The following is a 26,100-nucleotide window of genomic DNA, read 5'->3' as shown; positions in this document are numbered from 1 at the left end:
GCATTTTCTTTTAAAATCCTTGGGCAAAGAGAAAAACTAGAGTGGCAGCAGATACTAATCGCAGATTGTTTGAGGATTATTGGTATCAATAATCCAGCCTGTTGGTTGGCTACAAAAGTACAGGAGACGACTGTAAACGAAAAACATAAATTCTGGGCTTTACATGCTTCTGGTGTTGCACTTCATTATGCAGGTAACTTAGCTGAGGCAAAAAGGGCTTTTATATCAAGCCAAGCATATAGCTGTGATCTTACATTAAGTTTTAGTTTGCAGCATTTAGGTAAATTGAATGTTGAAGCAGGCAACTACGATGAAGCTTTGAAACAGCTAAATGGAGCATTGCTTATCCGAAAAGAATTGAAGCAGGAGGACTTAGTTAAATCTACCGAAAGAGCAATTCAGGGATTACGCGAGCTCCGAACATAACAATAAATTTAAGCAGATTAGCAATGCTTGTTATTTTGGGCTTGAATCAGTTTTAGTGTTTACGGCACAATAGGTTAGGTTCAGTGGGGGCGTTGCTAACTACTTAACACGGCGTTAAATAGCCCAGATAGTAAGTGTAAGAATTTTAGGTTATGGAAGATAAAATTATTTCAGCAGTTAAAGACTTTGCTAACTCGATAAATTCGGGAGGCAAAGTGGTGGCTGATATATCTCCTCTAATTGATGCGACTTCTCAACTACCTCTTAGTAGCTTTGACTATTGGGAGCGCCTAATTCGATCAGAATTTTCCTTGGCATTAAGAGAATCAACTCCTCCAAAATGGAAAGTCTGGTCCAAATCTAGTGGACTTCTGACTTGGTTAGACTTAATAAGCTGGGATGGTTACAAGCGAGAGAAAACTCTACGCACACTGTCAGGTGCGGCTCCAAATACTTTCTTCTTTTCACTTGCCATTCGTAGGCTTAATGATTGGGTGCCTCAAGTTCGTGAAGCTGCAAGGGATAAGCTTCCTGAAATAGCAAAATCTACCAACCCAGAATTTGTTGTTGAAGCGCTTTGTATCGTCTTATCTAATTGGAATTCATGGGGAAGAATTGAGGATGTTGATAAAGAAGTTCTCTTACAGATAATTTGTGCAGAAAAAGTAGCAGAATCACTAAGGTTAAAGTTAATTACATCGACTTCTGGTCCAATGCCTTCGCTATTTTCCCAACTTGGTCGCACATCTATTCTTGATGAAAGCATTGAAAATATAGCGAGTGAAGCAGCTCAACCAGCGGTTCGAGCTAAAGCTTTCCGTAGCTTATTTGAAGGCAAGGTTGCCTGGATTGAAGGAAGAAAATGGGAATGGACTGATATAAGATATTGCGAAGGTAAGCTAAAGCCGATCATTTCAGAAAGAGAGATAGGTGTTCAATCATCGTTGCTTACATTGCTAAAGCTTTCTTCTGAAGATAGGTCTTCAATTGTAAGGCGTATATCAGCAGAGATCCTGATTCGTGACTTATCAAATATTGGAGGCATTGCTAGGGTTTATGCTGAAAAGTTTGCATCAGATAAATCCCAAGCAGTATCTGAAAGAGGACGGTTTGCTTTAAAAAAACTAGATGAGATGGATCGTGCAAAGGCCACTTAGCAAATAGTTTAAAAGCGGACAAAATTCAGTTGGCTGGTTTCGCTCCGCTTCACATTATAGCCAACCAAATTTTGCCTTTTAACAGAGGCGTTATGCCTCAAGGAGATATTGGTGTCGTTAACTTGGAATGATCTTACAGTAAGCTTCGAGCATCTTGATCAAGCTGAATTGATAGAAGACTGGCAATGGCTTGTTGGTTCGGCGCTCCCCATTCTTATTACCTCTGGCGTCGTTATATCTAATTTACATAGGTTTTAAAGTTGATTTATACGGTACCAGATGAATTAGAGTTCTTTGATAAGGGTTTTGGATATTCTAATGAATACGACCATGATGAAGGACAATTCTCATTTCAATTGGATTATGAAAATGGGAGAAAGCTAATATTTACTCATTCTCCTTTTGGAGATGGTTCGGTTAGTGCCAAAATATTTGTGAATGATGATTTGCTTGTTAATATTCAAAAGGAAGGCGTTTCAGAGATTGTATTTCAATCTTGGAGTGGTGAAAAAGTCTTAAGGGTTTATTTAGGTAAAGAGCGTCATAATTATTTGGTATATTTTGATCCTGTACCAAGAATCAAATATCTAGAGCTTTAAGCAACAGATATAACAAACGCATTAAAATGACATCTTACAGTTGGCTGATGCTCATTTTTCGCAAATAAATAGCCAAATGTTGATCGCATTTTATGCTGGCGTTATAAGTTTAGGAATAAAAATGTATATCTGGAACATCAAGAGTTTAAAAGAACAGGTTAGCTCTGGGCGGCTGACTGAAAAAGATAGATTTATATATATGTTCTTAACTTTTATCTTTACTGTATTAGGTATTGAGCTTGCGATAAGAATCCCTATTGAGTCTGGAAACGTGTGGGACGCAATAAGCTCTGTATCTTCTGTCCTGATCCCTATACTGGGTACATTCTTGGCTTATAAAGCAAATGGGGCTGCCAATGGAACTGATTTCCTCGGACGATATTTTAGTATTAGCTTTGTCGTTGCAGTTAGGTTCTTCACTCTATTAATACCGATGTTTGCTTTGTTGCCCGCTTACTATATGTTGGTTATTCCTGAAAACCCTGAGCTGGTCAGTACAGCTTCGGACACTTTGCCTTTTATCGTTTGGCAAGGTTTACTTTATTATCAGGTAGTTAAGCATATAGGTGCCGTAAAACACTCCATACAAGCTGTTTAAGAGTGATTCGCAACGCGTGGCACTTTTACTATGCATAGTGTTTGGTAATCTAAGGTGGTTTGCGGTAGCATCTGTGTTATTCAGCATTAAGTGCTTTCAGGAAGTTTATGGATATCAGCTTAAAAGAAGTTACAAAAGATAATTGGCTAGAAGTTATTCATTTGGAAATTACCAAAGAGCAGGAAGATTATGTTGCCCTCAACTCTGAATCAATCGCCGAGTCTCACTTCTATCCCCATTATGTTAATCGAGCGATTTATCGAGGCGATGAAGTCGTGGGATTTTTGCAATATTATCAGGAGCTAGAGGAAGGCTTGCCAGACGAGTTTTATATTGCGCAGTTTATGGTAGACGTAAAATATCAAGGTCAAGGCATTGGAACGACTGCAACCAAATTAGCAATTGAAGAGTTGAGTGCTATCCCAGAATGTAAAGTCATCACTATCCTATATATGCCAGGCCACCATGCCATGAGAAGATTCTATTCTCGCTTTGGGTTTGTTGTCACCGAAGAAGATGAGCAAGATGGGGTAGTAATGGAACTTAAGGTGAAGTGATTTTGCATCTGCAAGGATAAAAAATTAACGAACCCGTGCTCACTATTATGCCGCTATGTCACCGCCCGTTAGTTTCCCAAAGGAAGCGACTAATTCGTAGGAAATTTTTGTTTCTGATGGAGTACACGCATAATTCGGATAATGTCGCCTTCTATCCAATAGGAAACGATCATCGAAATCTCAGGAATGATAAGTAATCGCCCACGAATACCGTCTCGCTGTACATCCATATGAGGTTGCTTTAGCAAGTTTTTTACTTTTACTTCAATGAGGTTGTCAGTTTTTTCTGCCGCATCAGGGTTAAAGTCATAGAGAAATTCAAAGATCTTTTCACGATCATTAATTGACTCTTCTTCCCATAAAATCATTACTTATCTCGATTACGGATTCTGGCTTTGCGCTCTTAGGTCTTATACTCTAACACGTTTTAATGGTTGCTAACTTATTGTGTTATCGTTTAAATTAATAGCCTTATACATTAAGGTAAATGAACAAGGTAATGATGTATATCCCACATAACAAGTTGCTTAAGTTTGTTCGTTAACTCACAGGGCAATTAAGAATTGGCTTCGTGCAAGCTTAGCCAGCTTTCGATTGCCCGTCAGCAAAGCGTTATATCTCTAATATGTATTACTGGAATAAAGATAATTTTGAAGGTTTGAAGTTTGTAGGAGAAACATACTCTGCAGTTGAAGGCTATGAGCTTTTCGGAAAGTACTGCCTCCAAAAGGAAAAAGGGCTTAAAAAGCTAGCTGTCTCGTCAATAAAAGAGTTTGTAACAGTCTCCAAAAGTAAATCACTTAAAGTACAAAGAGAGATTGCAGAAGAGCTGTCATCGCTCGGGTTCTGGAACAGTGAGATACATCAGCTCTTTGCTCATCCATTGGTGAAGTTCCTCAAGAGTGTTCTAGAACAGTGGGCGTTAGATGAGCCTAGTAATCCTATACCTCACAAATGGTTAGGTTATATTGGTGGTGATTTATCCTCTTACGAAAGAGCACTTGAGATTGATCCCACAGATGAGATTTGCATCAGTCGAATTGCTCAGGCTCATTTAAATGATGTGGACTATCAGACTCATCATTTATCTGAATCTCTTTTCTTGGGCGATATCAGAGACGCCACTAACTCTTTGCAGTTAGTGGCACCTCTGATCGATAGGCTTACCACAAAGCACGTAAGATTAAAGATGCGTGGAGAGCTGGAATATTACAATAACCTCTTGAGCTGTTGGATGGAATACTCAGAGTTAGGTATAGATGAGCCTTTTGCGGACTGGTGTGTGTCTAAAGGAGAAAAATTCAATTTTTGGTCAATCGCATATTATCGCCAGTGAGGCTTGAAGTATATGTATATTACATGATAATTGGTTGTTACCGCTTAAATCTATATATATAATCTATCGCCTCTAAATTTCTAGTGTTCTAAAAAATGAAAGCAAAAATTTTTGTAATATTCCTTTTCTCTTTCACTCTGTTTGGCTGTGTTAATATGCAACAGTTAGATTCGACTGTTCAAGATGAGTACATAGTGCTTACGACTGATTTAACAAGAGTGAGGACTGGTGGAGCTCTTGGTATAAAAGGCTTGTACCCAACATCTTGGGTTGAAGGGGTTTCCGCTGGCATTTATATCGCAGAAGGGCAGAATTCAGAAGGCGTTTTTTACCGGAATACAAAGTGTTGTATTGGTATCGAAAATAAAAGAGAAATGGTTGCAGGAATGCATGGATGGGATTGTGGTATCTGGATTCCGAATAATAAAACTGGAATTGTTAGAACCTATTATCATGATGATAGGCGCCTTTTTGGTTATCCTGCTTATATTGGTTGGTATGCGGAATTTACATATCAGCAATTGGAGTTATCTTTAAAAAATTAGTTTAGAAACCAAGGATAAATTAGCGAGTGTTCTAAATTTCTGTCACTATGCTTTTCATCAATTCCATCTTTCGTTTCGGGCTAAATTGGTTATGATAAACCTCTATTGAGTGGTTAGAAGTGCGAGGGTGATGTGTTAGTAGAACAATGGTTAGATATCGAGGGCGACCAGCTTTATTGTTTGGCTACTGAGCGCAAAAAATCTCAAGAAATGCTGGTGTTGATTCATGGTTTGGGTGAATCGCATCTCTGTTTTGCGGATGCAATAGACTGGCTGTCGAATTATAACCTAGTCATGTTTGATCTATGTGGTTACGGCTATTCTCCTGCTTCAGCTACTTCTCATTCAACGGAAACTCAAGCAAAGCGCATATTAAAAGCGCTTGAGCAATTAAAGATTGATGATTGCTTTCTCCTTGGGCACTCTTGGGGAGGCGATACGTCTACCTTGGTTTGCCAACACGATACGAAAGGTATTGTGCGTGGTTTTATTAATGCCGAAGGTGGCGTCCACGCAGAAAATATAATCTTGTCTAAGATAATTGCTGAACAATATTCTCAGTTAAGTTCTGATGAATTTTCTCAGTGGGTGAAAGGTGCTGGTTTTTCACAGCGTTTTTCTCTGTCTTGGGGCCACGGGGCGGGTATTAAGTATTTATCGTCTGTTCGGCGCTGTGACCCCGTTGTTTTAGGTAATACCGCGAGTGAAATTTATGCTCAGCACGCCACTCAAGATACGCGGGGAGTTGTTAGTTGGGGACAAATCTATGAAAGCTTGCCGATACCTAAAGTTTACTTTTGGGGTACACAGAGTTTAAGTGGTTGTGAACGCGCTGAAAAATTCATTTCGACATTGAATAATGTTTCGTTCGAAGGAGCCAATCATTGGGTTCAAAATGAACCCTCTAAGTTTTACCAAGAGGTGGATAAATTCATCACTAAGGTTGCCCCAAAATAACCCGTATTTAAGGCTTTTAGGGATTTTTCTTAAACATGCCACTCAGGATTTTATAAAGTGTATATTCGTTTTGTCGTTGGCTATGATGGGCAAAGCCCAAGGGAGATGCACGGGCCTTTTACCGAAGTTGAGTATCTTCGAGAGCAAGGGCTATTGGCACCTTATGAGGAAGATATCGTTTCAGACATATTCGCCAAATTCAATCAAGAGTTACCTTGCCCACCTTGGTCATCGAGTCATTGGCCAGACGATGCTATTTCTTGGTTCAAGGTGACTGCACAGTACTTTGTGTCTGAGATGTATAATTTAGTAGCGCTTTTAAAAGAACATGGAATTCAGGTTCGAGTTTTAAAGTGTGACAAGTTATTCAAAATATTTTACGAAGATGAATTTCAAGTCGTTGCCTTGGACAAAAGGTTTTAAGATGAATGGCGACGTGAAAAAGTGTAGCCATATCCAAATTGCCCACATCAAAAAACATGCTTCTCATAGTTGGTAACTTTACTTTCACTCTAAGTACTAGACATTATGTACCTAATATTGCAAAGTATTTTTAACTTCATAGCTAAAAAAGGAATAGCAATGTTCAGTCACGTTATGGTCGGCGCAAATGATGTTAATCAATCCAAGACTTTTTATGATGCCGTGATGTCGGCGATCGGATATTCAGAAGGTGTGTTGGATGACAAAGGCCGCTGCCTATATGTAACAAAAGATGGTGTATTGGGTATTACCCACCCGATTGATGGCGAGACGGCAACTCATGGCAATGGAATGACAATTGGGCTTAAAGTCAGCAGCCCTGAATTGGTGGACGCATGGCATGCCGCTGGTCTAGAAAATGGCGGTACAGCCTGTGAAGCCCCTCCTGGTATACGTGAAGGTGGCGGGCGGAAATTGTATTTGGCTTACTTGCGAGATCCTGCTGGCAATAAGCTTTGCGCCACTCATATTGTTTCGTCGAGCTAAAAGTATGGAACATGCTGCAATAAAACCGCTGATTAGTTTTGATGATTTTGCGAAAGTAGATATTAGGGTTGGCCTTATTCGTGAAGTCACTGAGGTGGCTAAGTCTGATAAATTGATGAAGCTTACAGTGGACTTTGGCGATCATACCCGCTCCATTCTCGCTGGTATTAAACAAGAATGTGATAACCCAAAGGATATTGAGGGTAAGCAAGCTTTGTTTGTGGTGAATTTGCCGGAGAGGAAAATGGCTGGTGAAGTCTCGCAAGGTATGTTGTTCGACATTGGTTATGAAGACAAACTCTTGCCGTGTTTAGCTTGTCCAGAAATGCCTATGCCCAATGGCGCCAGAGCTGGATAAGGTTTGATTGTTAGAATGGACAAAAATGAAACTAGATAAAATCACCAAACATACGGTGATACTCTAGCTAACATTGAACTGTAATTATTCGTTGAATTAAAAAAGGACTGAAATCTATCAGTCCTTTTTTTTTGCGTTGTGTTCTTCAGATGGAAAGTCAGAACTATTGCACTAGCTTAAACACTAATGCACTTACTGCGACGGCTCCGGTCGCAAGTACGAAGAAAGTAGAGAGTTTGCCTTTGTACATATGCAAACTCTTTACTTTGTAGACGGCGATCATTGGCATAATAAATAAAATCATCGCAATAATTGGACCTGATAGCGCTTCCATCATACCCAAGATGCTCGGGTTGATAATCGACACCGCCCAAATACTTAAGAAGAGTGTAAGGATACAAATCGCATGCGCCTGACGATAAGAAAGCGGCGTGCTTTTGGTCAGCATACCAATCAGGCTTTCACGCGCGCCTAAGAAGTGGCCTATGAAAGAAGACGTGATAGCAATAAAGGCAACGATTGGGCCAAGTGTTGCGATAAATGGATTCTCAGTAGCATTTGCAAGGTAAGAAAGTACGGATACGTTCTGAGCCTTAGCTTCCACTAATTGCTCTGGGGAAAGAGTAAGTACACAAGAGCCTACAAATAGCATCACAAACACAATCAGCATTAGGTTCGTGCGGCGAACGATCACTTCTGATTTCGGTGTGGCCTCTTTATCACCATAATGTCTGCGCTGAGCATTAGCAAACGAAGACAGAGCAGCAACATGGCTAAATGAGAAGATCACGACGGGAGTGGCAAGCCATAGAGTGCTACTTAAATCAGACATTGCCGGCATAACCAGTTCTGGCACATGCCAGCTAGGGATCAGGTAGACAGATAAAAACAGCAAAATGGCGACCAGTGGATAAACCATGATTGAGAATGTCCGCAGCATGGCTTTTTCACCTGCGAGCATGATGGCGATCAATCCAGCAACCAGAACACCAGATAGCCAAGCTCTTGGCATAGAGGCCATATCTGCTTGGTTAACCATAAAACTATCGACTGTATTGGTGAGACCAACACCATAAATCAGCAGAACAGGGAAAATTGAGAGGAAGTAAAGAAGAGAAATACCTTGTCCTGCAGCTGGACCAAAATGCTCAACAACGACGTCGGTAAAGTCGGCATCGGTTCGACGAGAAGAGAGAATAAAGCGAGTAAATCCTCTGTGGGCCAAGTAAGTCATCGGATAAGCAAGTATGGCCATTATAATAAGTGGGACTATGCCGCCTATGCCTAAGTTGATGGGCAAAAATAGGATGCCTGCACCGACGGCGGTGCCAAATAGGCTTAGTACCCATTGAGTATCGTAGGATGTCCACGGGCTTGCTTTCGCTGTTAACGTATTTTGAGTATCACTCACTTGTGCGTTACCTCTGTCTGTCATGGAAACGCAAGGCTATATATTTTGTAAATAATTATCACGACATTTATACGTTATGGTGATCCAACTCACGAAGTAAAGTGTTAAAAAGTGGTGTATGAATGTTTGTTAACCAGTTGTTTATTTTAATATTAAACAAATTCAATTAAATGATTAGAGTAATATTCGGCCTGACTGGCAAAAAGAAATGTTTAAGACTCAGGCAATATAAAGCCGTTGTATCGCTTGAGTTGGCAATTTTGCATCAAGTTGTAACCAGCTACAGAAACTACCTGCCGGTGTAAGCCAGCTTTTATATCAACTTTTTTGCATAAGTTTTTTTGAACGTGGATGACTGGCGAATAAACTGAGCGTATATTTGCTGCCTATACTCCAATTGTTGCTCGTCATTTAGTTGGCTGTAGTGTTCAAGTGCTCGCTCTGCTGATGGAGCATCGGGAATGGTTGTAAAGGCGCTCAATGCTGTCACTACCGATTGTGCTTCGACTGACTCTAGAGAGAACGAAATTTGTTTCGCTTTTTGAACTAACGCTTGGAGAACAATCTCTCTTTCTGCTTGCTCTATTTTTGATTTGAGCTCGTTTTTGGTGCTCTTGAGTCCCGCTTGTTCGAGCTTGCTTATTAGTTCGTTATTCATTTTTTTATCGAGTAATTAGTGGGTTTAGGCTAATGGCTTGTCTTATATGGTGTCTTGTTAAACCAATAATAAAGGTTGAGGGAGCGCAAAGTTCGGTGTGGAGATCAGTGTTTCCAACACCTCTTTAGTGATAACAGGTTTATTTTCTACGATCGGAAAAATAAGGGTTTGATTGCCCTTCAGTGTAACTTGGTAATGTGTTTCTATTGTACGAATATGACCGGATTGCGATATGTTAGCAACAAGAACCTGTACATCTTTGATTGGAAGGAAGTGACCCTTATAGTAGAGCTCGACATCGCTGATCATGCATATCTCGCCAAGCATTGGTAGGAGTCCATCTAAGTCCTCAAATTCAATTGTTACCATTTTTACACCCATCTCTCACAGTATTTTTCGTTGCACAAATCCTTGTATTTGTTTTCGTTAGGGCGCGGAGGTTATATTAGGTTTAGAATGAGCGATAATAAACTAACGTGAACTTTTATGATCTGTAATCAAATCAGATGTTAATGGCTTGTTTTCGATAGATGATCCGGAGGTGCCTTTTAAAGCAAAGGATCGATTGATAGGCTTTTATCTGGGTAAAGTGCAATAGAAAAACAGCCAGTTATATGACTGGCTGCTTTAAGATGTTTAATTAGACGTCGTAAGTGGTTGATGCTGTATCACCGCCAGTTCCTGTCCAATTAGTATGGAAGAACTCACCGCGTTGGCGATCAATTCGCTCATAGGTATGAGCACCAAAATAATCACGCTGCGCCTGAAGTAAATTGGCTGGCAGACGAGCAGTGGTATAACCATCTAGGAAAGTCAGAGCAGACGTTGTACATGGCATAGGGATACCAGCTTCAAGAGACTTGGCAGCAACTTTACGCCAAGCGGCGAGGCTGTTTTGTAGAATACCTTTGAAGTAATCGTCAGAGCCAAGGAATGCAAGCTCAGGGTTCTTCTCGAATGCATCGCGAATATTACCTAGGAATGCAGAACGAATGATACAGCCACCACGCCACATTAGGGCTACGTTACCGTAGTTTAAATCCCAGCCGTTTTCATTGGATGCTTCGCGCATTAACATGAAGCCTTGTGCGTAAGAGATGATCTTAGAGGCAAGCAGTGCTTGGCGAAGTGCATCAACCCACTCTTGCTTATCACCTTGAACAGGTTCAATAGTTTTGCCAAACAGCTTCTCTGCTTGTACGCGTTGGTCTTTTAGTGCCGATAGGCAGCGAGAGAATACTGACTCAGAGATAAGGGTGAGTGGGATACCAAGATCTAGTGCGTTGATACCCGTCCATTTACCCGTACCTTTTTGACCCGCAGTGTCGAGGATTTTCTCAACCAGAGCTTCACCATCTTCATCTTTGTAGCCGAGAATATCTGCGGTAATTTCAACTAAGTAGCTGTCTAGCTCAGTCTTGTTCCAGTCAGCAAATACTGCTTGCATTTCATCAGCAGACATACCTAAACCATCTTTCATAAACTGATAAGCTTCGGTGATCAGCTGCATGTCGCCGTATTCAATACCGTTGTGAACCATTTTAACGAAGTGACCAGCACCGTCGTTACCGACCCAATCACAGCATGGCTCCCCAGCATCTGTTTTTGCAGAGATGCCCTGGAAGATAGGTTTTACTGCTTCCCAAGCTTCTGGTGTGCCGCCTGGCATGATAGAAGGTCCAAAGCGAGCGCCTTCTTCACCGCCAGATACACCCGTTCCGATAAAATGAATGCCTTTCTCACGAAGTGCAGCAACACGACGGTTGGTGTCTGGGTAGTTGGTATTGCCACCATCGATGATGATGTCACCTTTATCCAGCAGTGGAACAAGAGCTTCAATAAACTTATCTACGACGTCACCTGCTCGTACCATAAGCATAACTTTACGTGGTGCTTCTAATTTTTCGACCAACTCCTCAAGGGAATATGCGCCGACGATGTTGGTGCCTTTTGCTGGACCTTGAAGGAACTCATCTACTTTGGCAGCAGTACGGTTATGCGCCACCACTTTAAAGCCATGGTCATTCATATTTAGGATAAGGTTTTGGCCCATTACCGCTAGACCAATAACACCGATATCACCTTTCATTATTTCTCTCCAATTTTTAATGGACGCTCGCGTTACGCGATCTTGTCTGCTGCGTCTGAATCTAGGTACCACTCCGTCTTTCCAGTTTGCGACTGGATTTTGGCTGCGGGATAGGGCAGCTCGCTTGCTGGAGTGGTATGAATTTCATGAACGATCTCTACTTTACCAGCGCCAAGTACAAGGTAGCTGATACGCTTGGCCGCTTGTAAAACCTTGGCTGTTTTAGAGACACGGATTTGGCCTGACTCTGGGTGAGAAGCTAAAACAGATAGCTTTTCCTCTTGGTAGTTAGTCTGGCCTGGAAATAAGGAAGCAGTGTGACCATCAGCGCCGACACCAAGTAGGATCCAGTCAAAAACAGGCGTGCCGTTCTCGGTTGGTATAACGTCAACCATTTCCTTGGCAAATCGCTCGACTTCAAGCTCTGGCTTTTCTTCACCACGAATGCGATGAATATTGCCAGCCGGTATATCTACTTGGCTAAAGAGCAGGGCATTCGCTTCACCGAAATTACTCTCTTTGTCTTCAGGTGCCACACAACGTTCATCGCCCCACCAGAAATGAAGATTTTTCCACTCGATCGATGTTGCATAGGCTTGAGTTGCCAGCAATTTAAATAACATTTTGGGTGTGCTACCGCCTGACAGCGAAATGTGCACAGGTCGATTAAGCTTGCTAAGCGTGTTTAGGTCGTCAGCTAAGCTTTCCACTACTTGTTGCGCGGTTTGGAAGATCTTATGGTTGATCATAGTTCACAATAATCCGTATCTGTTAAATTCTTACATGGGAAACGCCAAGCTCGGTTGTCACGTTTTAGCAGCCCATCTGACTCTTTCGGACCCCATGTGCCACATGCATAGCCAAATAGGGCCTGTGGATCTTGTTTGAAGTCTAGAATCGGTTGGACATATTGCCAACATGCTTCAACAGCATCGCTGCGAGCAAATAGAGTTGCGTCGCCATTAAGCGCATCAAGAAGAAGGCGTTCATAGGCGGTGAGCATTTGCGTTTCTGGCAAATCCGCGTAATGGAAGTTCATCGCCACTTCTTTGGCTTTGAATCCTGCGCCTGGCTCTTTAAGACCAAAGCTTATCTGAATGCCTTCATCTGGCTGGATACGAATAACCAACTTATTCTCTGGTGCATTTTGGCCAAAAACAGGGTGAGGCGTTTGTTTGAAGTGGATAACTACTTCTGTGACTCGAGTCGGCAGTCGTTTTCCAGTACGAACGTAAAAAGGAACACCATTCCAACGCCAATTGTTGATGTAGGCTTTAAGGCCAATATAAGTCTCAGTTCGCGAGTCATCGGCTACACCATTTTCTTCGCGATACCCGATGAGGTGTTGACCACGTACATCTGATGCTGTGTATTGGCCAAGGACTAAATCATTTCTTAGCGCTTGTTCATCAAGTGGTTTAAGACACTGAAGCACTTTGATGACTTCGTCTCGCATTGAATCGGCATTGATTTGCGCAGGAGGCTCCATTCCTACCATAGCAAGAACTTGGAGTAGGTGATTTTGGAACATATCGCGAACTGCGCCTGAGCCGTCGTAATATCCGCCACGCTCTTCAACACCTAAAAACTCAGCTCCAGTGATTTCGACATAATCAATGAAATTTCGGTTCCATAAAGGCTCGAACATGGCGTTTGAAAAACGAAAGACCAATAGATTCTGAACAGTCTCTTTACCTAAATAGTGGTCGATACGATAGATTTGATGCTCTTCAAAGTGACCATGGATCTCTTTATCGAGTTTTTTCGCCGAATCAAGGTCGTAGCCAAACGGCTTTTCGATGATTAATCGCTTCCAGCCGTCTTCTTCTTTGTTTAGTCCATGCGCTGCAAGGCTTGCTGGAATGACATTGTATAAGCTTGGAGGCGTCGCAAGATAAAAAAGCGTATTGCGCTGTTCGAAATCATACTGTTGAGAGAGTTGGTCGAGGCGGGTTACCAGTTTACTGTAGTCTGCGGTATCTGAGGTGTTGATAGCTTGGTAATGCAGATGGTTTATAAACGCATCGAGCGTTGCAGGTTCAGTTTTTTCCATTTCCTGAAGAGAGTGCTTCAGTTTTTCGCGGTAAGACTCATCGCTGTATTCAGTGCGGCTGACACCAAGTATGGCGAAGTTTGTTGGAAGCTGCTTACTCGCGTAAAGGTGATACAAAGCAGGGATCAACTTACGATACGTCAAGTCTCCCGAAGCACCAAAAATAACGATGCTGCTGTTTTCTGGTATTACCATCATCTTTCCCTTAGAAACGAGGTAGTTATCATATGTCGTTCATACAGTGAACTCAGAGAGCCAACCCTACCAACGGCAATTCAAAATTGATAATTGGTCATGCCTATTAGTCTGATAGCTAGAAATGAATTATTTCGAGCCACGAGATAAATCATAATAAGGCAGCGTATTGTCCATGACTATTGAATAGACATCAACCTCTGTGAAAGCAATCGATTAAATATTGAGTGATTATTGGCACAATTCGCGTTTTCTGCCACTTTGTATATCAGCTAATAGCCAGCAAACTTATTTAAGGAATGCTGACTATTAAGCATGATCTTCTAAAATTGCGTTTTTAAATGGGCCTTGACGGTTTGAATGTAATTTTCTCGTTCGACAGGAACGATTTGTTCTGGAGCTAAAAACATTTTGGCATAGTCTTGGTCTACTTCATGTTCAAGAAATAGAAGATAGAGCTTGGGATCGATATGCCCGGATGTCGCCATATGGGTCATTATATTGAGAGATTCGGCAAGATTTTTGGCTTTTTTATACGGCCTATCACTGGATGTTAATGCTTCGAATACATCAGCTATCGCCATAACACGAGCTGGAATGGACAGCTCATCCTCGTCCAGTCCCCTAGGGTAGCCTTTACCATCGATTCTTTCATGATGCCCTCCTGCGATTTCAGGAATATTTTTAAGGTGTTCAGGGTAGGGAAGACAACCAAGCATAGTCAGTGTTTGGATGATGTGGTCGTTAATCATAAAACGTTCCTCATCATTTAGAGTACCGTAACGGATTGATAGGTTATAAAGCTCTCCACGGTGGTATTTCAGTTTGCCCGGTTCGAGTACAAATTTCTCTGTCCAGACATCTTGTGGACTTTCACCCTTAGTCCAACGGATCTCATGAACTTTCTTATCGCTTAGTATTGGCTCCATCGCCGGCAATGGTTGCCGCTCCCCCGCGCGTTGTTTTTCTATCCAAGATACGCCAGCTTGGTCATCGAGCGTTCTTTTCCATTGCCTTTGTGAAATTTTGTTGAGCCGCTCAATGGCACTTTCATCCATTTGCTCACTACCTATGTTGCATTCGGCAACAAACTCGAACTCACTGTCCAGTGAAGACTGAGTCTCTTCAAGCGTTTTCTTTAAAGTGCTGGCATCGCCGCCATTATACATCCCTTGCCAATAGTCTGCTTCCGCTTGAACTTTGAGTAACTCGAACCGCATTCTCACTTCATGGATTCTGTCGTAAATGGTTTCAAGTTTGGTGGCTTTATCGATCACGTATTCTGGCGTTGTTACCTTCCCGCAATCATGGAGCCAGGCTGCTAGCTTGAGCTCTTCCCACTGATCCTCTGTCATTGAAAATTGAGGAAAATAGCCCTTATCGTTATGAGCGACTTTAGTCAACATTTGGGTCAGCTCAGGAACTCGTTGACAATGGCTGCCCGTGTAAGGGGATTTAGTATCGATTGCCGAGGCGATAAGCTGGATAAAAGCATTCATCATATCTTTTTGTTGCTCCATTTGATGAATGTTTTCTTTGGCAATTTCAGCAAAGCTCAGTAACTCTTTTAAGAAGGCATGTTTATCGCTGTGCTCCTTGGTTATTGCTCTTTCATATCCAAGAAGCAACACGCCTACCAAATGTGATTCTCTATTAAGCAAAGGGAAAAAGTACACGTCTGAATTATATAAGTCATTTATGTACTTATTAAGTGCATTATCACTACGGTTCAAATGAACTATCTCGCCTTGCCGCAAGTCTTTTTCGAGCCATGCTGTGTCTTTAAGGAATGCGTTGATATCGATTTTAAAAGGGATGATGGCGTGATTGGCAATGATATCAAAACTGTTTTCTTTTTCTTGAACGGAGAAAAGCACGATAGTCTCAGCGCGTGTAACAAGATAACTTTGGTGGGTGATGGTTTTGGCCAGAATCGAGAAGTCTTTGTTACTGGCTGTCTCACGTAATAATCTCAGGAGGTCGTGCAGTGTATGCTCCATTAATTCAATCGATTCAGTTAAGTTGGACACCTCTCGAATCATACTCTTAGGGTAGCGTGTTTTTTTGAAATCAAAACGAGCGATATTGTCTGTTAATTGGACCAAATTCTGTAAAGGTGTAGACAATTTGGTGGCAACAAACCAAACCGTCAGAAAGCTGACCACTAGCATGGTCATGGCTACGCTGATTTGCCTATCACGCATTGACAGTAAATCACCGAGCAACTCTTCTTGTGGGATAGCTTCAGCCAGAAGAAGTCGTACATGCTCGTTTAACCAGACTGGGGTTAACGTCACCGACCAGGTATACCCATCCCGCTCAATGACTTCATACAGGGTTTGAGTGCTGTGTCGGTTGAGAACTGGCTCAAATAAACTGTCTTCGACCGCTTGTTGCACGGATTCTGTTTCTTGATCCAAATCTATGTTGGATTGGTGCTGGGCTAAAAGTCTAAATTGAGTATCAAACAATGCAACCTGAGTGGCTTTAGATAAGCTAAGTTCAGCGATTTGATCCGAGAGTGAAGACAGTGTGAAGTCTGCAGCAACCACTTCTTGGCCGTCAGTCGATCTACGTGACAATGTCACGCCATTTGTCTTCAGAAAATAGAAAAAATAGGGTTCGCTAAGACGTATCTCTCCGTCGGGATCTGCGTTGATATACCAAGGTCGAACTCTTGGGTCGTATTTGTTGTCATTGGTTTTTTTGTACCCAACACGATTGTAATCATGATCTAGATAATGGAATTCATTTAACCCTTCTGCTTTGGTGAAATTAATCATAAGCCGTGCATTAGGGGGGGCTTCAAATCGCTTTCGTGATGAGTCGTCGTGTAGTGGGCGCAGCATAATAAACTCGCCGTGTTCATTACCGTAGAATAAAGCCACAAGGCCTTGGTTTCTTTCAAATATTAGATTTGCTGAATCTAAGAAACGCTTCGCTTTTACTGGAGGGGTACGTTCTTTAATAACAGCACTTAGCGCCATAAAATCGAGTGTAGTTAGAATGGGGCCAGCACGAACTTTGAAGGTTGATTCTAGCTTGCGGCTGTTCTCGTTACTCAGTTCCTTAGCGCTCACAGCCAAGAGTTCCTGTGAGTGATGGTAACTAATACCGATAAGGACGATACCAACCAGAGTGGTCAGTACCAGAAATAAGCTTGTGATGTGAATACTCAGAGAATAATGGTGTTTCTTCATTTATTTATCACTTAGTGGCTTCACAATAATTATCGACCAATATATCAATGATGCAAAAGTAAAGATGACTTACAGAGTATTCGTGTGCCTAGTTTGATGATTTTCAAAATAAATTGTGCTGACATCGACTATAACTAGTAGTGACATAGTTAAATTGGAAGCAAAAGAGATGTTAACTCGGACGTATCAAGTTGAAATATTGGCGACCCCAGAGGTTATTTGGCAAGTATTAACGGAAAAAGATTTGTATGAACAGTGGGCCAAGGCCTTCTCACCGCATTCTCAATTTGAAGGTGAATGGAAAGAAGGCAGCAATATTTGCTTTTTCGACCCAGATCTTGGTGGTACCCGTGCTGTTATTGACCGAATTGAGAAGCTGAAAGAAATTCAATATACCCATGTTGCAATTTCCAACCCAGAGCATGTCAAAGATATTGATAGCGATACGGCACAAAAGTGGATAGGGACTAAGGAACACTATCAGATTATCCCTAACCAAGAATCTGTCACCTTAAAAGTAATGATAGATACGCATCCAGACTTTGTTGATATGCTTGATGATGGATGGAAAAGAGCGTTCCCATTGATAAAGGTAATAAGCGAGCAACAAGGTCGTTAGTTTGGTAAAGTGCACTATTACTCTGCACTTTAACCTACTAAGAATTTAAAATGAAAAAAATCATTTTTGCCTTAACACTCATGTTTTCGATTCAGGTTTTTGCATCAGACGTTGACTTGAAAGCAACCATGAAGCAAATGAAGCTTGAGTTCAAGCAAGCTGCACAGGCAACAAGTGTCGATGGTATGAAAGCACCTATTGATAATATGTTGCAGCTTGTTGAACAAGCTAAGAAAGGAAATTACCCGCCAGAAAAAGTTGATACTTATGTTGAAGGTTTTAGTAAGCTATCGACAACCCTAAAACAGATTGAATCACAACTTGATGCAGGAGATCTTACTTCAGCGCAAGAATCATTACGTCAGATTGATGAACTTCGTATTGAATATCATGATAAACGTAACCCTAGTATTTGGAGCAAAATATTTAGTTGATACGCTTGGCATCCTTTTTTACGTGGGTATTAATCAATGCTTGTCTTGATTTGTGAAAATTGTCACGCAAGTGATAGATTTTAACTGACTTGGCTATCGATTTGGTGACAAAAAAGATATCCTCACCGCCCACTGTGAAGGAACCACTAACTCAGTTTTCTAGTTGTAAGCTCGACCCTGACTTTAACTGATCAAGAGTAATGATGCTTCGGCGAAAGAAATTTAACCGATTAATGCTAATAATCAGTGCCCTGAGTTGGGCATTGGTTGCTTTGATGCCAGTCATCAATGCGCATGGTCCAAATGCTGGGGTGTGGGCGAGTTTATGTACGCTTAATGGCTTTAAGTTAGTTCAAGTTGAAGAAGCAAAGCCGACAACTCAGCATGGTAAGGCTTGCCCCTTCGGTCACTTTTCTTGTTTTCACCAAGACACTCTTCCAACCCCATCTTACGTATCACGCATTACTTATGTAATCAGTGAGTATTATGCTTTTTTAGCACCTAGCATAAGATACCAGTTAGCCTTTGCCAGAGCGCCACCACCTTTCTTTTTTAGTAAATAAAATCATAAATTAAAAGTAAACGCAGCGTAGGCAAAGTACTTGGCTTTGACTGATGCTTTTGTCTGCGCGTCAAAAAAAGGAAAGTATTATGTTGGGTAGTCAAATTCAGACTTCACCTAAGGAAGCACCATGTTCTGCAACGGACAAAACTAAAGTTAAATCAAGATATTTTATGGTCTGGCGTTGGCATTTTTATGCAGGTTTATATGTTATTCCTTTCATGATCATGTTAGGTCTAACTGGGTTGGTCATGTTATTTGATGATGAGATCGAAACCATAAGGTATCACGATGAACTGGTTGTTGTGCCCGAATCTGTCGCACTTCCTGTCTCTCTTCAATTAGATAAAGTACACAATGCTTACCCTCTTGGGAAAGTCACTCAATTCATCCCCTCTAAAGACCCCAGTTTGGCAAATAAATTCGATGTTCGTTTAGTTGATGGACGTTCGGTATTGGTGACGACAAACCAGTACACAGGTGAGGTAATCGGTGAAATTGATCGTAGTCATAGCTGGTATCAGCTAGCTAATGATATCCATGGTACTTTACTCATGGGCCAATGGGGTGATTATTTGATCGAGATAGCCGCTAGCTTAAGTATACTTCTGATTATTACAGGCGTGTATTTGTGGTGGCCTAGAGATAATGCAAGTAAAGCGGGTTTCTTCAAAATTCGGCTTTCAAGCACACGCCTGTTGATGAGGGATCTACATGCAAATTTCGCAGCCTTGTTTTCGTTTGTCCTACTGTTCTTTTTGCTATCCGGTTTAGCTTGGACAAGTGTATGGGGCGGAAAATTGGTACAGGCTTGGAATACTTTTCCTGTCTATTACACCTGGGGCGATAAACCTGAGTCTAACCTTACTCACGCTGATCTTAATCATGGCCGTGAAAAAGAATTACCATGGAACCTTGAACAAGCGGCGCTGCCCGAATCAAGCGGACATATCCATGGTGCAACGGCTCAGCTTAGCGGAAAGGGCTATACGACCACAAATAAAACCATTGATATTGATTCTGTGATTGAACAGGCGAAAAAGCTTGGGTTTACGCAATACAAGGTGTTTGTCCCTCAATCTGAAAAAGGTGTTTTTACACTCGCGGCAAATTCAATGGGCGGGGACATTACCGACCCACGCTTGGATAAAACCACGCATATCGATCAATACACAGGTGATGTTTTGGTCGATGTTACTTGGGATGACTACAGTTTGTTGGCTAAGTTAATGGCGGCAGGTGTTTCTCTTCATCAAGGGGATATGAGTGTAATTAACAAGGCGTTAAATGTACTGTTTTGCTTTGTTTTTCTCATGATATCACTATCTGGAGTAGTGATGTGGTGGATCCGAAGACCGTCAGGAAAAACTCGTATGGGGATACCAAAGCGCTTTGAGAGCGATGGCCTTTGGAAAGCAGGTATTGCAGGGCTTGTATTTGTTGCGGTGTGTTTTCCTTTAGCTTGTTTGGCTCTAGTACTGTTTGGTTTTATTGACTGGATTGTTTTTAAGACGAAGACAACAACAGCCAGCTAAACTACTGAGTAAGGCCACATACTAGTGGCCTTTCTCGAAAGCTCTAGTTTATGAGACTTTCCAGCTTATCTTTTCACCGGCTCTAATTGGTATAACAATATCATTACCAAAAGGCATTGATTCTGGGACATGCCACTCTTCTTTTGTCAGTGTTACCGTATCTGAATTTCTAGCAAGGCCGTAGAAATCTGGCCCATTGTGGCTTGCAAAAGCTTCCAAGTTTTCTAACTTACCTTCTTGTTCAAACACTTCTGCGTATAGTTCTAGTGCGGCATGCGCAGTATACGAGCCTGCACAGCCGCACGCTGCCTCTTTCATTCCCTTAGCATGAGGAGCTGAGTCCGTGCCCAAGAAAAACTTCTTACTGCCACTCGTCGCTGCACCAATGAGAGCAGCTTGGTGGGTATTGCGCTTTAGAATGGGCAGACAGTAGAAATGGGGCTTAATCCCTCCCACAAGCATGTGATTACGGTTGTAGAGAAGGTGGTGAGCAGTAATAGTTGCGGCAAGATTATCGTTAGCGTTATTGACGAAGTTTACTGCATCGGCAGTGGTAATATGCTCAAGCACAATTTTAAGATTTGGGAAGTCGTTTACGATGGGAGCAAGAACGGTATCAAGAAATTCCTTTTCACGGTCAAAAATATCCACATCGTGATGGGTTACTTCGCCATGAACAAGTAGCAACATTCCGACTTCTTGCATCGCTTCTAGTACGGGATAGATATTTTTTGCAGAGGTAACGCCTGAATCTGAATTGGTTGTTGCACCAGCCGGGTATAACTTTGCTGCAGCAATTTTACCACTGGCTTTTGCCTTTTTAATTTCATCTACTGAAGTATTATCCGTCAAATATAAAGCCATTACTGGCTCAAACTGAGAACTTGGCTGGTTAGCCATGATTCGCTCTCGGTATGCGATAGCCATTTCAGTATCTGTGACGGGTGGGATAGTATTGGGCATAATAAGAGCACGGCCATTGTATCGGCTAATATCTCTTACCGTATCGGGTAAGACATCACCATCGCGTAAGTGAACATGCCAGTCATCGGGACGAGTGATCGTAAGTGTTGTCATTGTTGCTCCCACCATAGTTTTAGTTGTCGGATTGGAGCCTAAATAAGCGTGAAAAATGAGAAGGCAAACGCTTACGTTTAGGCGACAGGATGATAGAGCAAAGTGGTGCTAAATGCACCTAATTTTTCTTGTTATGAACCAAATGGAATGAAGGCTTTGCACCTTAACCACATTTTTAATCAATATTTACTTGGGTATGAAAATTCCAACAAGAGTTAGGTATAATAACGAAAATAATTAAAACTATTAGGGACAGCATGTCAGCACCAAGCCTTTCTCAAATCAATGTGTATCCAGTTAAGTCATTAGGTGGCATTACCCAGTCTAACTGCTGGGTGGAAAAGCAGGGCCTTATGTTCGATCGCCGTTTTATGTTGGCGTTAGCAGATGGCTCCATGGTCACAGCACGTAAATACCCTCAGATGGTCACTATTCAATCGAGCTTAACTGCCGACGGCTTAATTTTTGTTGCAGAGGGTAAATCACCGCTCAAGATTCGATATGCTGACTTTAAAATGCAAGGGACACCAGCTCAGGTCTGGAAAGATAACTTTACCGCGTACACGACGACGGATGAAGCTGACGACTGGTTTAGTGATGTATTGAATTTAAGAGTTGAACTGCTTTTTAGCGGTGAGCAATCAAACCGAGTACGTGAAAAGGTAGGGCATAATGTGAGCTTTGCCGATGGTTACCCGATGCTTGTGATAGGGCAAGGGTCGCTTGACGAACTCAATCGCCGTAGTCCCCAGCAGCACTCGATGGATCAGTTTCGCACCAACCTTGTAGTGTCAACAACCGAGCCATTTGAAGAAGACAGTTGGAAGCGGGTTCGTATTGGTGAAGTTGAATTTGAGTCTGTAAAGCCTTGTGAGCGCTGTATTATGACAACTGTCGATGTGAGTATAGGTAAGCTTCGCGAGACCAAAGAACCGCTTAAAACCTTGTCTCAATTTAGAGCGAATGAGCGAGGTGGTGTCTTTTTTGGGCAAAACCTAGTTGCTAAGAATGAAGGTATGATTCGTCAAGGTGATCGAGTTGAAGTTCTTGAGTACAAAGAGAAAGAGTTTTATCCAGACAACTCACCCACCCAGCTAAAGATGACTTGTGTTGAAAAAGAACCCTTGGCAAGGGACTTTATTACCTTTTGGTTGGAGCCCCAATCAGGCACAGTACCCAATTATTTGCCCGGTCAACATTTACCGATTTCGATTAAAATTGGTGATGAGAGCGTCGCAAGACGTTACACGCTATCTTCTAGTCCATCAAGGCCGGGGCGACTGGCAATCTCGGTTAAACGTATTGATGACGGGCGAGTATCAAACTGGCTTCATGAGCATTTGAATGTTGGTGATACCTTAGTGTGTGAATACCCACAAGGTAGCTTTCATCTGGATGAACAGTCTAATAAACCAATCCTGTTATTATCTGCAGGCAGTGGTGTGACGCCTATGTTATCAATGCTTAGATACCTATCTGATAATAACCAAGCGGACGATGTGTTCTTTTATCATCAGTGCCGAAGTGTCGAGGATATCCCATGCAAAGAGGAACTCGATGAGTTTAAGCATAAGCATCCGGGTCTTAGAGTATTAATTTCTCTGTCACAACCCCCTGTCGATTGGTTTGGCTTAAAAGGACGCTTGACTTTGTCACATCTTAAACAGATAAAAGATGTAGAGAAGAAGCAAGTTTTTGTCTGTGGTCCAGATGCATTTATGCAAAAGGCGAAAAGCTTGCTACTGAAGAAGGGGCTACCTGAAGATTGTTATCACCAAGAAGCATTTGGCGTATCGAACATAAGCCCTAAGCCATTTAAATCGCTTCAACTTAGTGTTAACGGACATACCTTTACCGGTGACAACCAAAAGCCGCTATTAGATCAAGCAGAAGATGCCGGAATAAATATTGCCAATAGTTGTCGGGCTGGGTTGTGCGGTGCATGTAAAGTGACGGTTCAATCAGGTAAAGTACATCAGCCTGATGTTCCAGGCTTGCAAGATTCTGAGCGAAATATGGGGATTGCACTCGCATGCTGCTGTGTGCCTGAGACGGATATTGAAGTGTCTCGTTAAGTCACTTTTATCATAAACTTGGTAGAGCGCTTTGACGCGTTCTACCGTTTATAGCTTGCTACATGACGACTTGTAGTGTGGTATCGTTATCTTTGGCGTAGCTTTCAATTTCTTTGGGCGCTTTTCTGTCTGTGATAATGAGGTCAACATCGGCGATAGTGCCCAGTTTTACCATAGCGTTACGGCCAAACTTGCTATGGTCGACTCCGAGTAGTACTGAGCGACTATTTTCGATAATTGCGCGTTTCACCCGCACTTCATGGTAATCGAAGTCCAGCAAGGAACCGTCATAATCAATTCCAGAGATACCTAAAATACCGAAGTCGAGCCTAAATTGTGAGATAAAATCAAGGGTTGCTTCACCCGTCACCCCTCCATCTTTCCCGCGCACTTCTCCACCTGCAAGTATGACTTTGAAATCAGGCTTGGACATCAGGATTGTCGCCACATTGATATTATTTGTCACTACCCTTAGATGGTGATGATTACTGAGTAAAGCACGCGCTATGGCTTCGGGGGTAGTACCAATGTCAATAAATAAGGTAGCGCCGTCAGGAATGTGCTTTGCCAGCTCTAGAGCGATTTGCGACTTCTCTTTTTGATAAGCGACTTGGCGAGTTTGATAAGAGGAATTTTCAGCACTTGAGGTGATGGTTGCCCCGCCGTGATTGCGACGAATTTTATTGTCATCAGCCAGTTCATTAAGGTCTCGGCGTATGGTTTGCGGGCTGACGTTGAAACGTTCAACCAATTCATCAGTACTGACAAAACCTTGTGTCTGCACAAGCTCAATAATTTCTTGATGACGCTTAATGGCTTTCACTTACAATGTCCTTGTGTGAGGGAATGGCGCAATTTTACGTTGTGTGGCAGTGAAAGCAATGTATTAATGAAGGAATAATATGGGTTTTAAGAAAATACTCACATTACTTTCCTAACAGTTTTCAAAAGAGGTTGATTGGTTATCTGTGTCTTATGCACATAGGTTAAAGCAATAAATATAATGAATTGTAAAAAGGCTCACTGTGTAGCTAAGCGAGCCTTTTTGTATTGCTTAGGACAATTATTTAAGACACTTTGAAACGTTGGACTAGGCCTTGGAGGCTTCCGGATACTTTTGCAAGCCCTGTAGCTGCGGCATCAATTTCTTCAGATGCATTTCTCAGATCTCCCGATGAATCTTTTACATTAGCAATTTTTCTATTAATTTCATCGCAGCTAGCTCTTTGCTCTTCGGTTGCAGCAGCAACGGTCGCGTTGATTGTCGCAAGTTCATCAATTTTTGAACTTAACTCTCTCAGGTTATTACTTACGTCACTTACCAAATTAACGCCTTCTTAAGCTGAAAGGTTACTCTGCTGCATAGAGTTGACTGTAGAACGAGTTACTTCTGATAATCGAATGATATTACTTTGGATATCAACGGTACTGTTTTGAGATTAGCTTGTCTCGTGACTGCTTGAGTAATCCGGAGCGCATTTCTTCCATTGATAAATATAACTTTATCAATTTAGTTGTGTGTTCTCTACTGAGTCATGGTTTCATTATCGGCGTGAGTTAAGTCGGTTAATGTTAACCTTGCAGCATGTGGCAATCACGTTGGATCCTCAAACCTTCGCCTCCTATAAACAATCATCCAAATAGTTTCGACACTGCAATGATTATCTTTTAGACTGTATCGGTAGCCTGCATTTGTGTATATAGGCATTTACGGCTAGTCAAAAGATATCGAGTCCAAGGGTCAAATTAGTGAGAAAGTCGGTTAAACACCTCCATCCTTCGTTAGCCATTGATAGAGCCCCTTCGGATGTTTTTATGAATTTCGAAGCTTTTCTGTCGAATACGGAAACACGTATACATAGCCACCCTTGGGGACAAGTTCAGCTCATTAGCGGTGGTATTCTTGAAATGGAAGCGCAAGGAACTCGGTTTCTCGCTCCTCCTCATCTAGCTATTTGGGTCCCTGCTGGCGTTATGCACACCAGCTACAACAGAAAGCCTTTGTCATACTGCTCTTTAAACATTGCTGAGAGGCTAACAAAATGCTTTCCTAGCTGCACTAGCTTGATAAAAATTACACCGATTGCTTCTTCTATAATCAATGATTTCCGGCGTAGAAACATTAGCATAGCGCAGACTGAGCAAGATAGAAGGTTAGTGCAGGTCTTACTCGACCAACTGGCCACTCAAGATACTCAGCACCACTTTTTACCCTCTTCGGATAACAAGTACTTAGTGACAATATTGGCTGAAGTAGAAGAGAACCCACTTGATAATAGAAGTCTTGCTCAATGGGCAGAAAAAGTGCATACCACGGAGCGTACTTTAGCGAGACATTGTCAGTCTGAGCTAGGAATGAGCTTCACCGAGTGGAGGCTTAGGGTTCGTTACCTTTACTCGATGGAGCTACTAAGAAATGGTCATTCGGTTAAAGAGGTGGCCTTAACGCTAGGATACAACCAAGCCAGTCCATTTATTGCAATGTTTAAAAAGTATGCGGGTCAAACCCCTGAACAATACAAAAATAAACTTCCATAAATGAGCCTTTTTATGCGACTAGATTTTGGATAGTACGAAATCAAGACCACCTGTAATGGCAGCAACTTGAGCTAGATTACATTGCTGCGGTGTAACCTTTGGGCTATCTGGGTAGACCTCAGTCGTTGTGCCATAAGTGCAGTTTGTAATAC

General features: G+C 42.0%; 29 protein-coding genes and 1 pseudogene. 18 read left to right on the top strand and 12 right to left on the bottom strand.

Annotated features, from left to right (window positions below; genetic code table 11):
- From AAFM34_RS06625 to AAFM34_RS06600, 6 genes are all read left to right on the top strand, one after another.
- Nucleotides 1–426, top strand: a 426-nt coding sequence (locus AAFM34_RS06625; protein WP_341661149.1) for a hypothetical protein, incomplete at its 5' end; no start/stop codon positions are given.
- Nucleotides 427–578: 152 nt separating this feature from the next.
- Complete coding sequence (locus AAFM34_RS06620; RefSeq protein WP_341661147.1) at nt 579–1,583, top strand: hypothetical protein; 1,005 nt, start codon at nt 579–581, stop codon at nt 1,581–1,583.
- 111 nt (nt 1,584–1,694) lie between these two features.
- Entirely contained in the window at nt 1,695–1,841 is a 147-nt protein-coding gene (locus tag AAFM34_RS06615; protein WP_341661145.1) for a hypothetical protein, read from the top strand.
- 2 nt (nt 1,842–1,843) lie between these two features.
- Entirely contained in the window at nt 1,844–2,182 is a 339-nt protein-coding gene (locus tag AAFM34_RS06610) for a hypothetical protein (protein WP_341661143.1), read from the top strand.
- Nucleotides 2,183–2,303: 121 nt separating this feature from the next.
- The gene (locus tag AAFM34_RS06605; protein ID WP_341661141.1) at nt 2,304–2,780 is read left to right on the top strand and encodes a hypothetical protein; all 477 of its coding nucleotides are present in this window, start codon (nt 2,304–2,306) and stop codon (nt 2,778–2,780) included.
- 107 nt (nt 2,781–2,887) lie between these two features.
- The gene (locus AAFM34_RS06600) at nt 2,888–3,337 is read left to right on the top strand and encodes a GNAT family N-acetyltransferase (RefSeq protein ID WP_341661139.1); all 450 of its coding nucleotides are present in this window, start codon (nt 2,888–2,890) and stop codon (nt 3,335–3,337) included.
- Between the two features lie 89 nt (nt 3,338–3,426).
- Here AAFM34_RS06600 and AAFM34_RS06595 read toward each other — a convergent pair whose 3' ends face one another.
- Nucleotides 3,427–3,705 carry a type II toxin-antitoxin system RelE/ParE family toxin gene (locus AAFM34_RS06595; RefSeq protein WP_341661137.1) on the bottom strand — a complete coding sequence of 93 codons (279 nt, stop codon included), beginning with the start codon at nt 3,703–3,705 and terminating at the stop codon, nt 3,427–3,429.
- A 257-nt stretch (nt 3,706–3,962) separates the two neighbouring features.
- Here AAFM34_RS06595 and AAFM34_RS06590 point away from each other — a divergent pair, with 257 nt between their 5' ends.
- From AAFM34_RS06590 to AAFM34_RS06565, 6 genes are all read left to right on the top strand, one after another.
- Nucleotides 3,963–4,673, top strand: coding sequence for a hypothetical protein (locus AAFM34_RS06590; RefSeq protein WP_341661135.1), 711 nt, complete (start codon nt 3,963–3,965; stop codon nt 4,671–4,673).
- Between the two features lie 95 nt (nt 4,674–4,768).
- A complete protein-coding gene (locus AAFM34_RS06585) occupies nt 4,769–5,218 on the top strand; it encodes a hypothetical protein (protein ID WP_341661133.1) in 450 nt (149 codons plus the stop codon).
- A gap of 132 nt (nt 5,219–5,350) precedes the next feature.
- Nucleotides 5,351–6,175 carry an alpha/beta fold hydrolase gene (locus AAFM34_RS06580; RefSeq protein ID WP_341661131.1) on the top strand — a complete coding sequence of 275 codons (825 nt, stop codon included), beginning with the start codon at nt 5,351–5,353 and terminating at the stop codon, nt 6,173–6,175.
- Between the two features lie 57 nt (nt 6,176–6,232).
- Nucleotides 6,233–6,598, top strand: coding sequence for a hypothetical protein (locus tag AAFM34_RS06575; protein WP_341661129.1), 366 nt, complete (start codon nt 6,233–6,235; stop codon nt 6,596–6,598).
- 159 nt (nt 6,599–6,757) lie between these two features.
- Nucleotides 6,758–7,144 (top strand): VOC family protein, encoded by a 387-nt coding sequence (locus AAFM34_RS06570; RefSeq protein WP_341661127.1) that lies wholly within the window; start codon nt 6,758–6,760, stop codon nt 7,142–7,144.
- 4 nt (nt 7,145–7,148) lie between these two features.
- On the top strand, nt 7,149–7,502 hold the full coding sequence (locus tag AAFM34_RS06565) for a tRNA-binding protein (protein WP_341661125.1): 354 nt from the start codon (nt 7,149–7,151) through the stop codon (nt 7,500–7,502).
- Between the two features lie 163 nt (nt 7,503–7,665).
- Here AAFM34_RS06565 and AAFM34_RS06560 read toward each other — a convergent pair whose 3' ends face one another.
- From AAFM34_RS06560 to AAFM34_RS06530, 7 genes are all read right to left on the bottom strand, one after another.
- Complete coding sequence (locus tag AAFM34_RS06560; RefSeq protein ID WP_341661123.1) at nt 7,666–8,937, bottom strand: HAAAP family serine/threonine permease; 1,272 nt, start codon at nt 8,935–8,937, stop codon at nt 7,666–7,668.
- Between the two features lie 289 nt (nt 8,938–9,226).
- Nucleotides 9,227–9,571 carry a hypothetical protein gene (locus AAFM34_RS06555; RefSeq protein WP_341661121.1) on the bottom strand — a complete coding sequence of 115 codons (345 nt, stop codon included), beginning with the start codon at nt 9,569–9,571 and terminating at the stop codon, nt 9,227–9,229.
- 57 nt (nt 9,572–9,628) lie between these two features.
- Entirely contained in the window at nt 9,629–9,940 is a 312-nt protein-coding gene (locus AAFM34_RS06550) for a hypothetical protein (protein WP_341661118.1), read from the bottom strand.
- Between the two features lie 271 nt (nt 9,941–10,211).
- Nucleotides 10,212–11,660, bottom strand: coding sequence for a decarboxylating NADP(+)-dependent phosphogluconate dehydrogenase (gnd, locus tag AAFM34_RS06545; protein WP_160928110.1), 1,449 nt, complete (start codon nt 11,658–11,660; stop codon nt 10,212–10,214).
- 32 nt (nt 11,661–11,692) lie between these two features.
- Nucleotides 11,693–12,409, bottom strand: a complete 717-nt coding sequence (gene pgl, locus AAFM34_RS06540; protein ID WP_341661114.1) for a 6-phosphogluconolactonase — start codon at nt 12,407–12,409, stop codon at nt 11,693–11,695.
- Entirely contained in the window at nt 12,406–13,908 is a 1,503-nt protein-coding gene (zwf, locus tag AAFM34_RS06535) for a glucose-6-phosphate dehydrogenase (RefSeq protein WP_341661177.1), read from the bottom strand. Before zwf ends, pgl begins: the two co-directional genes overlap by 4 nt.
- Before the next feature lie 323 nt (nt 13,909–14,231).
- Nucleotides 14,232–17,108, bottom strand: a complete 2,877-nt coding sequence (locus tag AAFM34_RS06530) for an HD domain-containing phosphohydrolase (RefSeq protein ID WP_341661111.1) — start codon at nt 17,106–17,108, stop codon at nt 14,232–14,234.
- Nucleotides 17,109–17,277: 169 nt separating this feature from the next.
- On the opposite strand from AAFM34_RS06530, the gene AAFM34_RS06525 reads away from it, so the two are divergent.
- The 4 genes from AAFM34_RS06525 (at nt 17,278) to AAFM34_RS06510 (ending at nt 20,258) form a co-directional block, all read left to right on the top strand.
- Nucleotides 17,278–17,727 (top strand): SRPBCC domain-containing protein, encoded by a 450-nt coding sequence (locus AAFM34_RS06525; RefSeq protein WP_341661109.1) that lies wholly within the window; start codon nt 17,278–17,280, stop codon nt 17,725–17,727.
- A gap of 50 nt (nt 17,728–17,777) precedes the next feature.
- On the top strand, nt 17,778–18,161 hold the full coding sequence (locus AAFM34_RS06520) for a cytochrome b562 (RefSeq protein WP_341661107.1): 384 nt from the start codon (nt 17,778–17,780) through the stop codon (nt 18,159–18,161).
- A 203-nt stretch (nt 18,162–18,364) separates the two neighbouring features.
- On the top strand, nt 18,365–18,724 hold the full coding sequence (locus AAFM34_RS06515; RefSeq protein WP_341661175.1) for a hypothetical protein: 360 nt from the start codon (nt 18,365–18,367) through the stop codon (nt 18,722–18,724).
- 88 nt (nt 18,725–18,812) lie between these two features.
- A complete protein-coding gene (locus AAFM34_RS06510) occupies nt 18,813–20,258 on the top strand; it encodes a PepSY-associated TM helix domain-containing protein (RefSeq protein WP_371833253.1) in 1,446 nt (481 codons plus the stop codon).
- Between the two features lie 48 nt (nt 20,259–20,306).
- Here AAFM34_RS06510 and pyrC read toward each other — a convergent pair whose 3' ends face one another.
- A complete protein-coding gene (pyrC, locus tag AAFM34_RS06505; protein ID WP_341661105.1) occupies nt 20,307–21,335 on the bottom strand; it encodes a dihydroorotase in 1,029 nt (342 codons plus the stop codon).
- 257 nt (nt 21,336–21,592) lie between these two features.
- On the opposite strand from pyrC, the gene AAFM34_RS06500 reads away from it, so the two are divergent.
- Complete coding sequence (locus AAFM34_RS06500) at nt 21,593–23,410, top strand: hybrid-cluster NAD(P)-dependent oxidoreductase (RefSeq protein WP_341661103.1); 1,818 nt, start codon at nt 21,593–21,595, stop codon at nt 23,408–23,410.
- 58 nt (nt 23,411–23,468) lie between these two features.
- Here the strand turns inward: AAFM34_RS06500 and AAFM34_RS06495 are convergent, their stop codons facing one another.
- Nucleotides 23,469–24,233 carry a DeoR/GlpR family transcriptional regulator gene (locus AAFM34_RS06495; RefSeq protein WP_341661101.1) on the bottom strand — a complete coding sequence of 255 codons (765 nt, stop codon included), beginning with the start codon at nt 24,231–24,233 and terminating at the stop codon, nt 23,469–23,471.
- Nucleotides 24,234–24,477: 244 nt separating this feature from the next.
- Nucleotides 24,478–24,735 carry a hypothetical protein gene (locus tag AAFM34_RS06490; RefSeq protein ID WP_341661099.1) on the bottom strand — a complete coding sequence of 86 codons (258 nt, stop codon included), beginning with the start codon at nt 24,733–24,735 and terminating at the stop codon, nt 24,478–24,480.
- 424 nt (nt 24,736–25,159) lie between these two features.
- Here AAFM34_RS06490 and AAFM34_RS06485 point away from each other — a divergent pair, with 424 nt between their 5' ends.
- Complete coding sequence (locus AAFM34_RS06485; protein WP_341661096.1) at nt 25,160–25,948, top strand: helix-turn-helix transcriptional regulator; 789 nt, start codon at nt 25,160–25,162, stop codon at nt 25,946–25,948.
- 18 nt (nt 25,949–25,966) lie between these two features.
- Here the strand turns inward: AAFM34_RS06485 and AAFM34_RS06480 are convergent.
- Nucleotides 25,967–26,100: pseudogene (locus tag AAFM34_RS06480) on the bottom strand (peptidase); the annotation flags it as partial.

The organism is Vibrio sp. (genome assembly GCF_038138445.1).
GTDB lineage: Bacteria > Pseudomonadota > Gammaproteobacteria > Enterobacterales > Vibrionaceae > Vibrio.
Note: the sequence above shows the minus strand (reverse complement) of the source record. Positions and strands in the feature narration are given on the sequence as shown.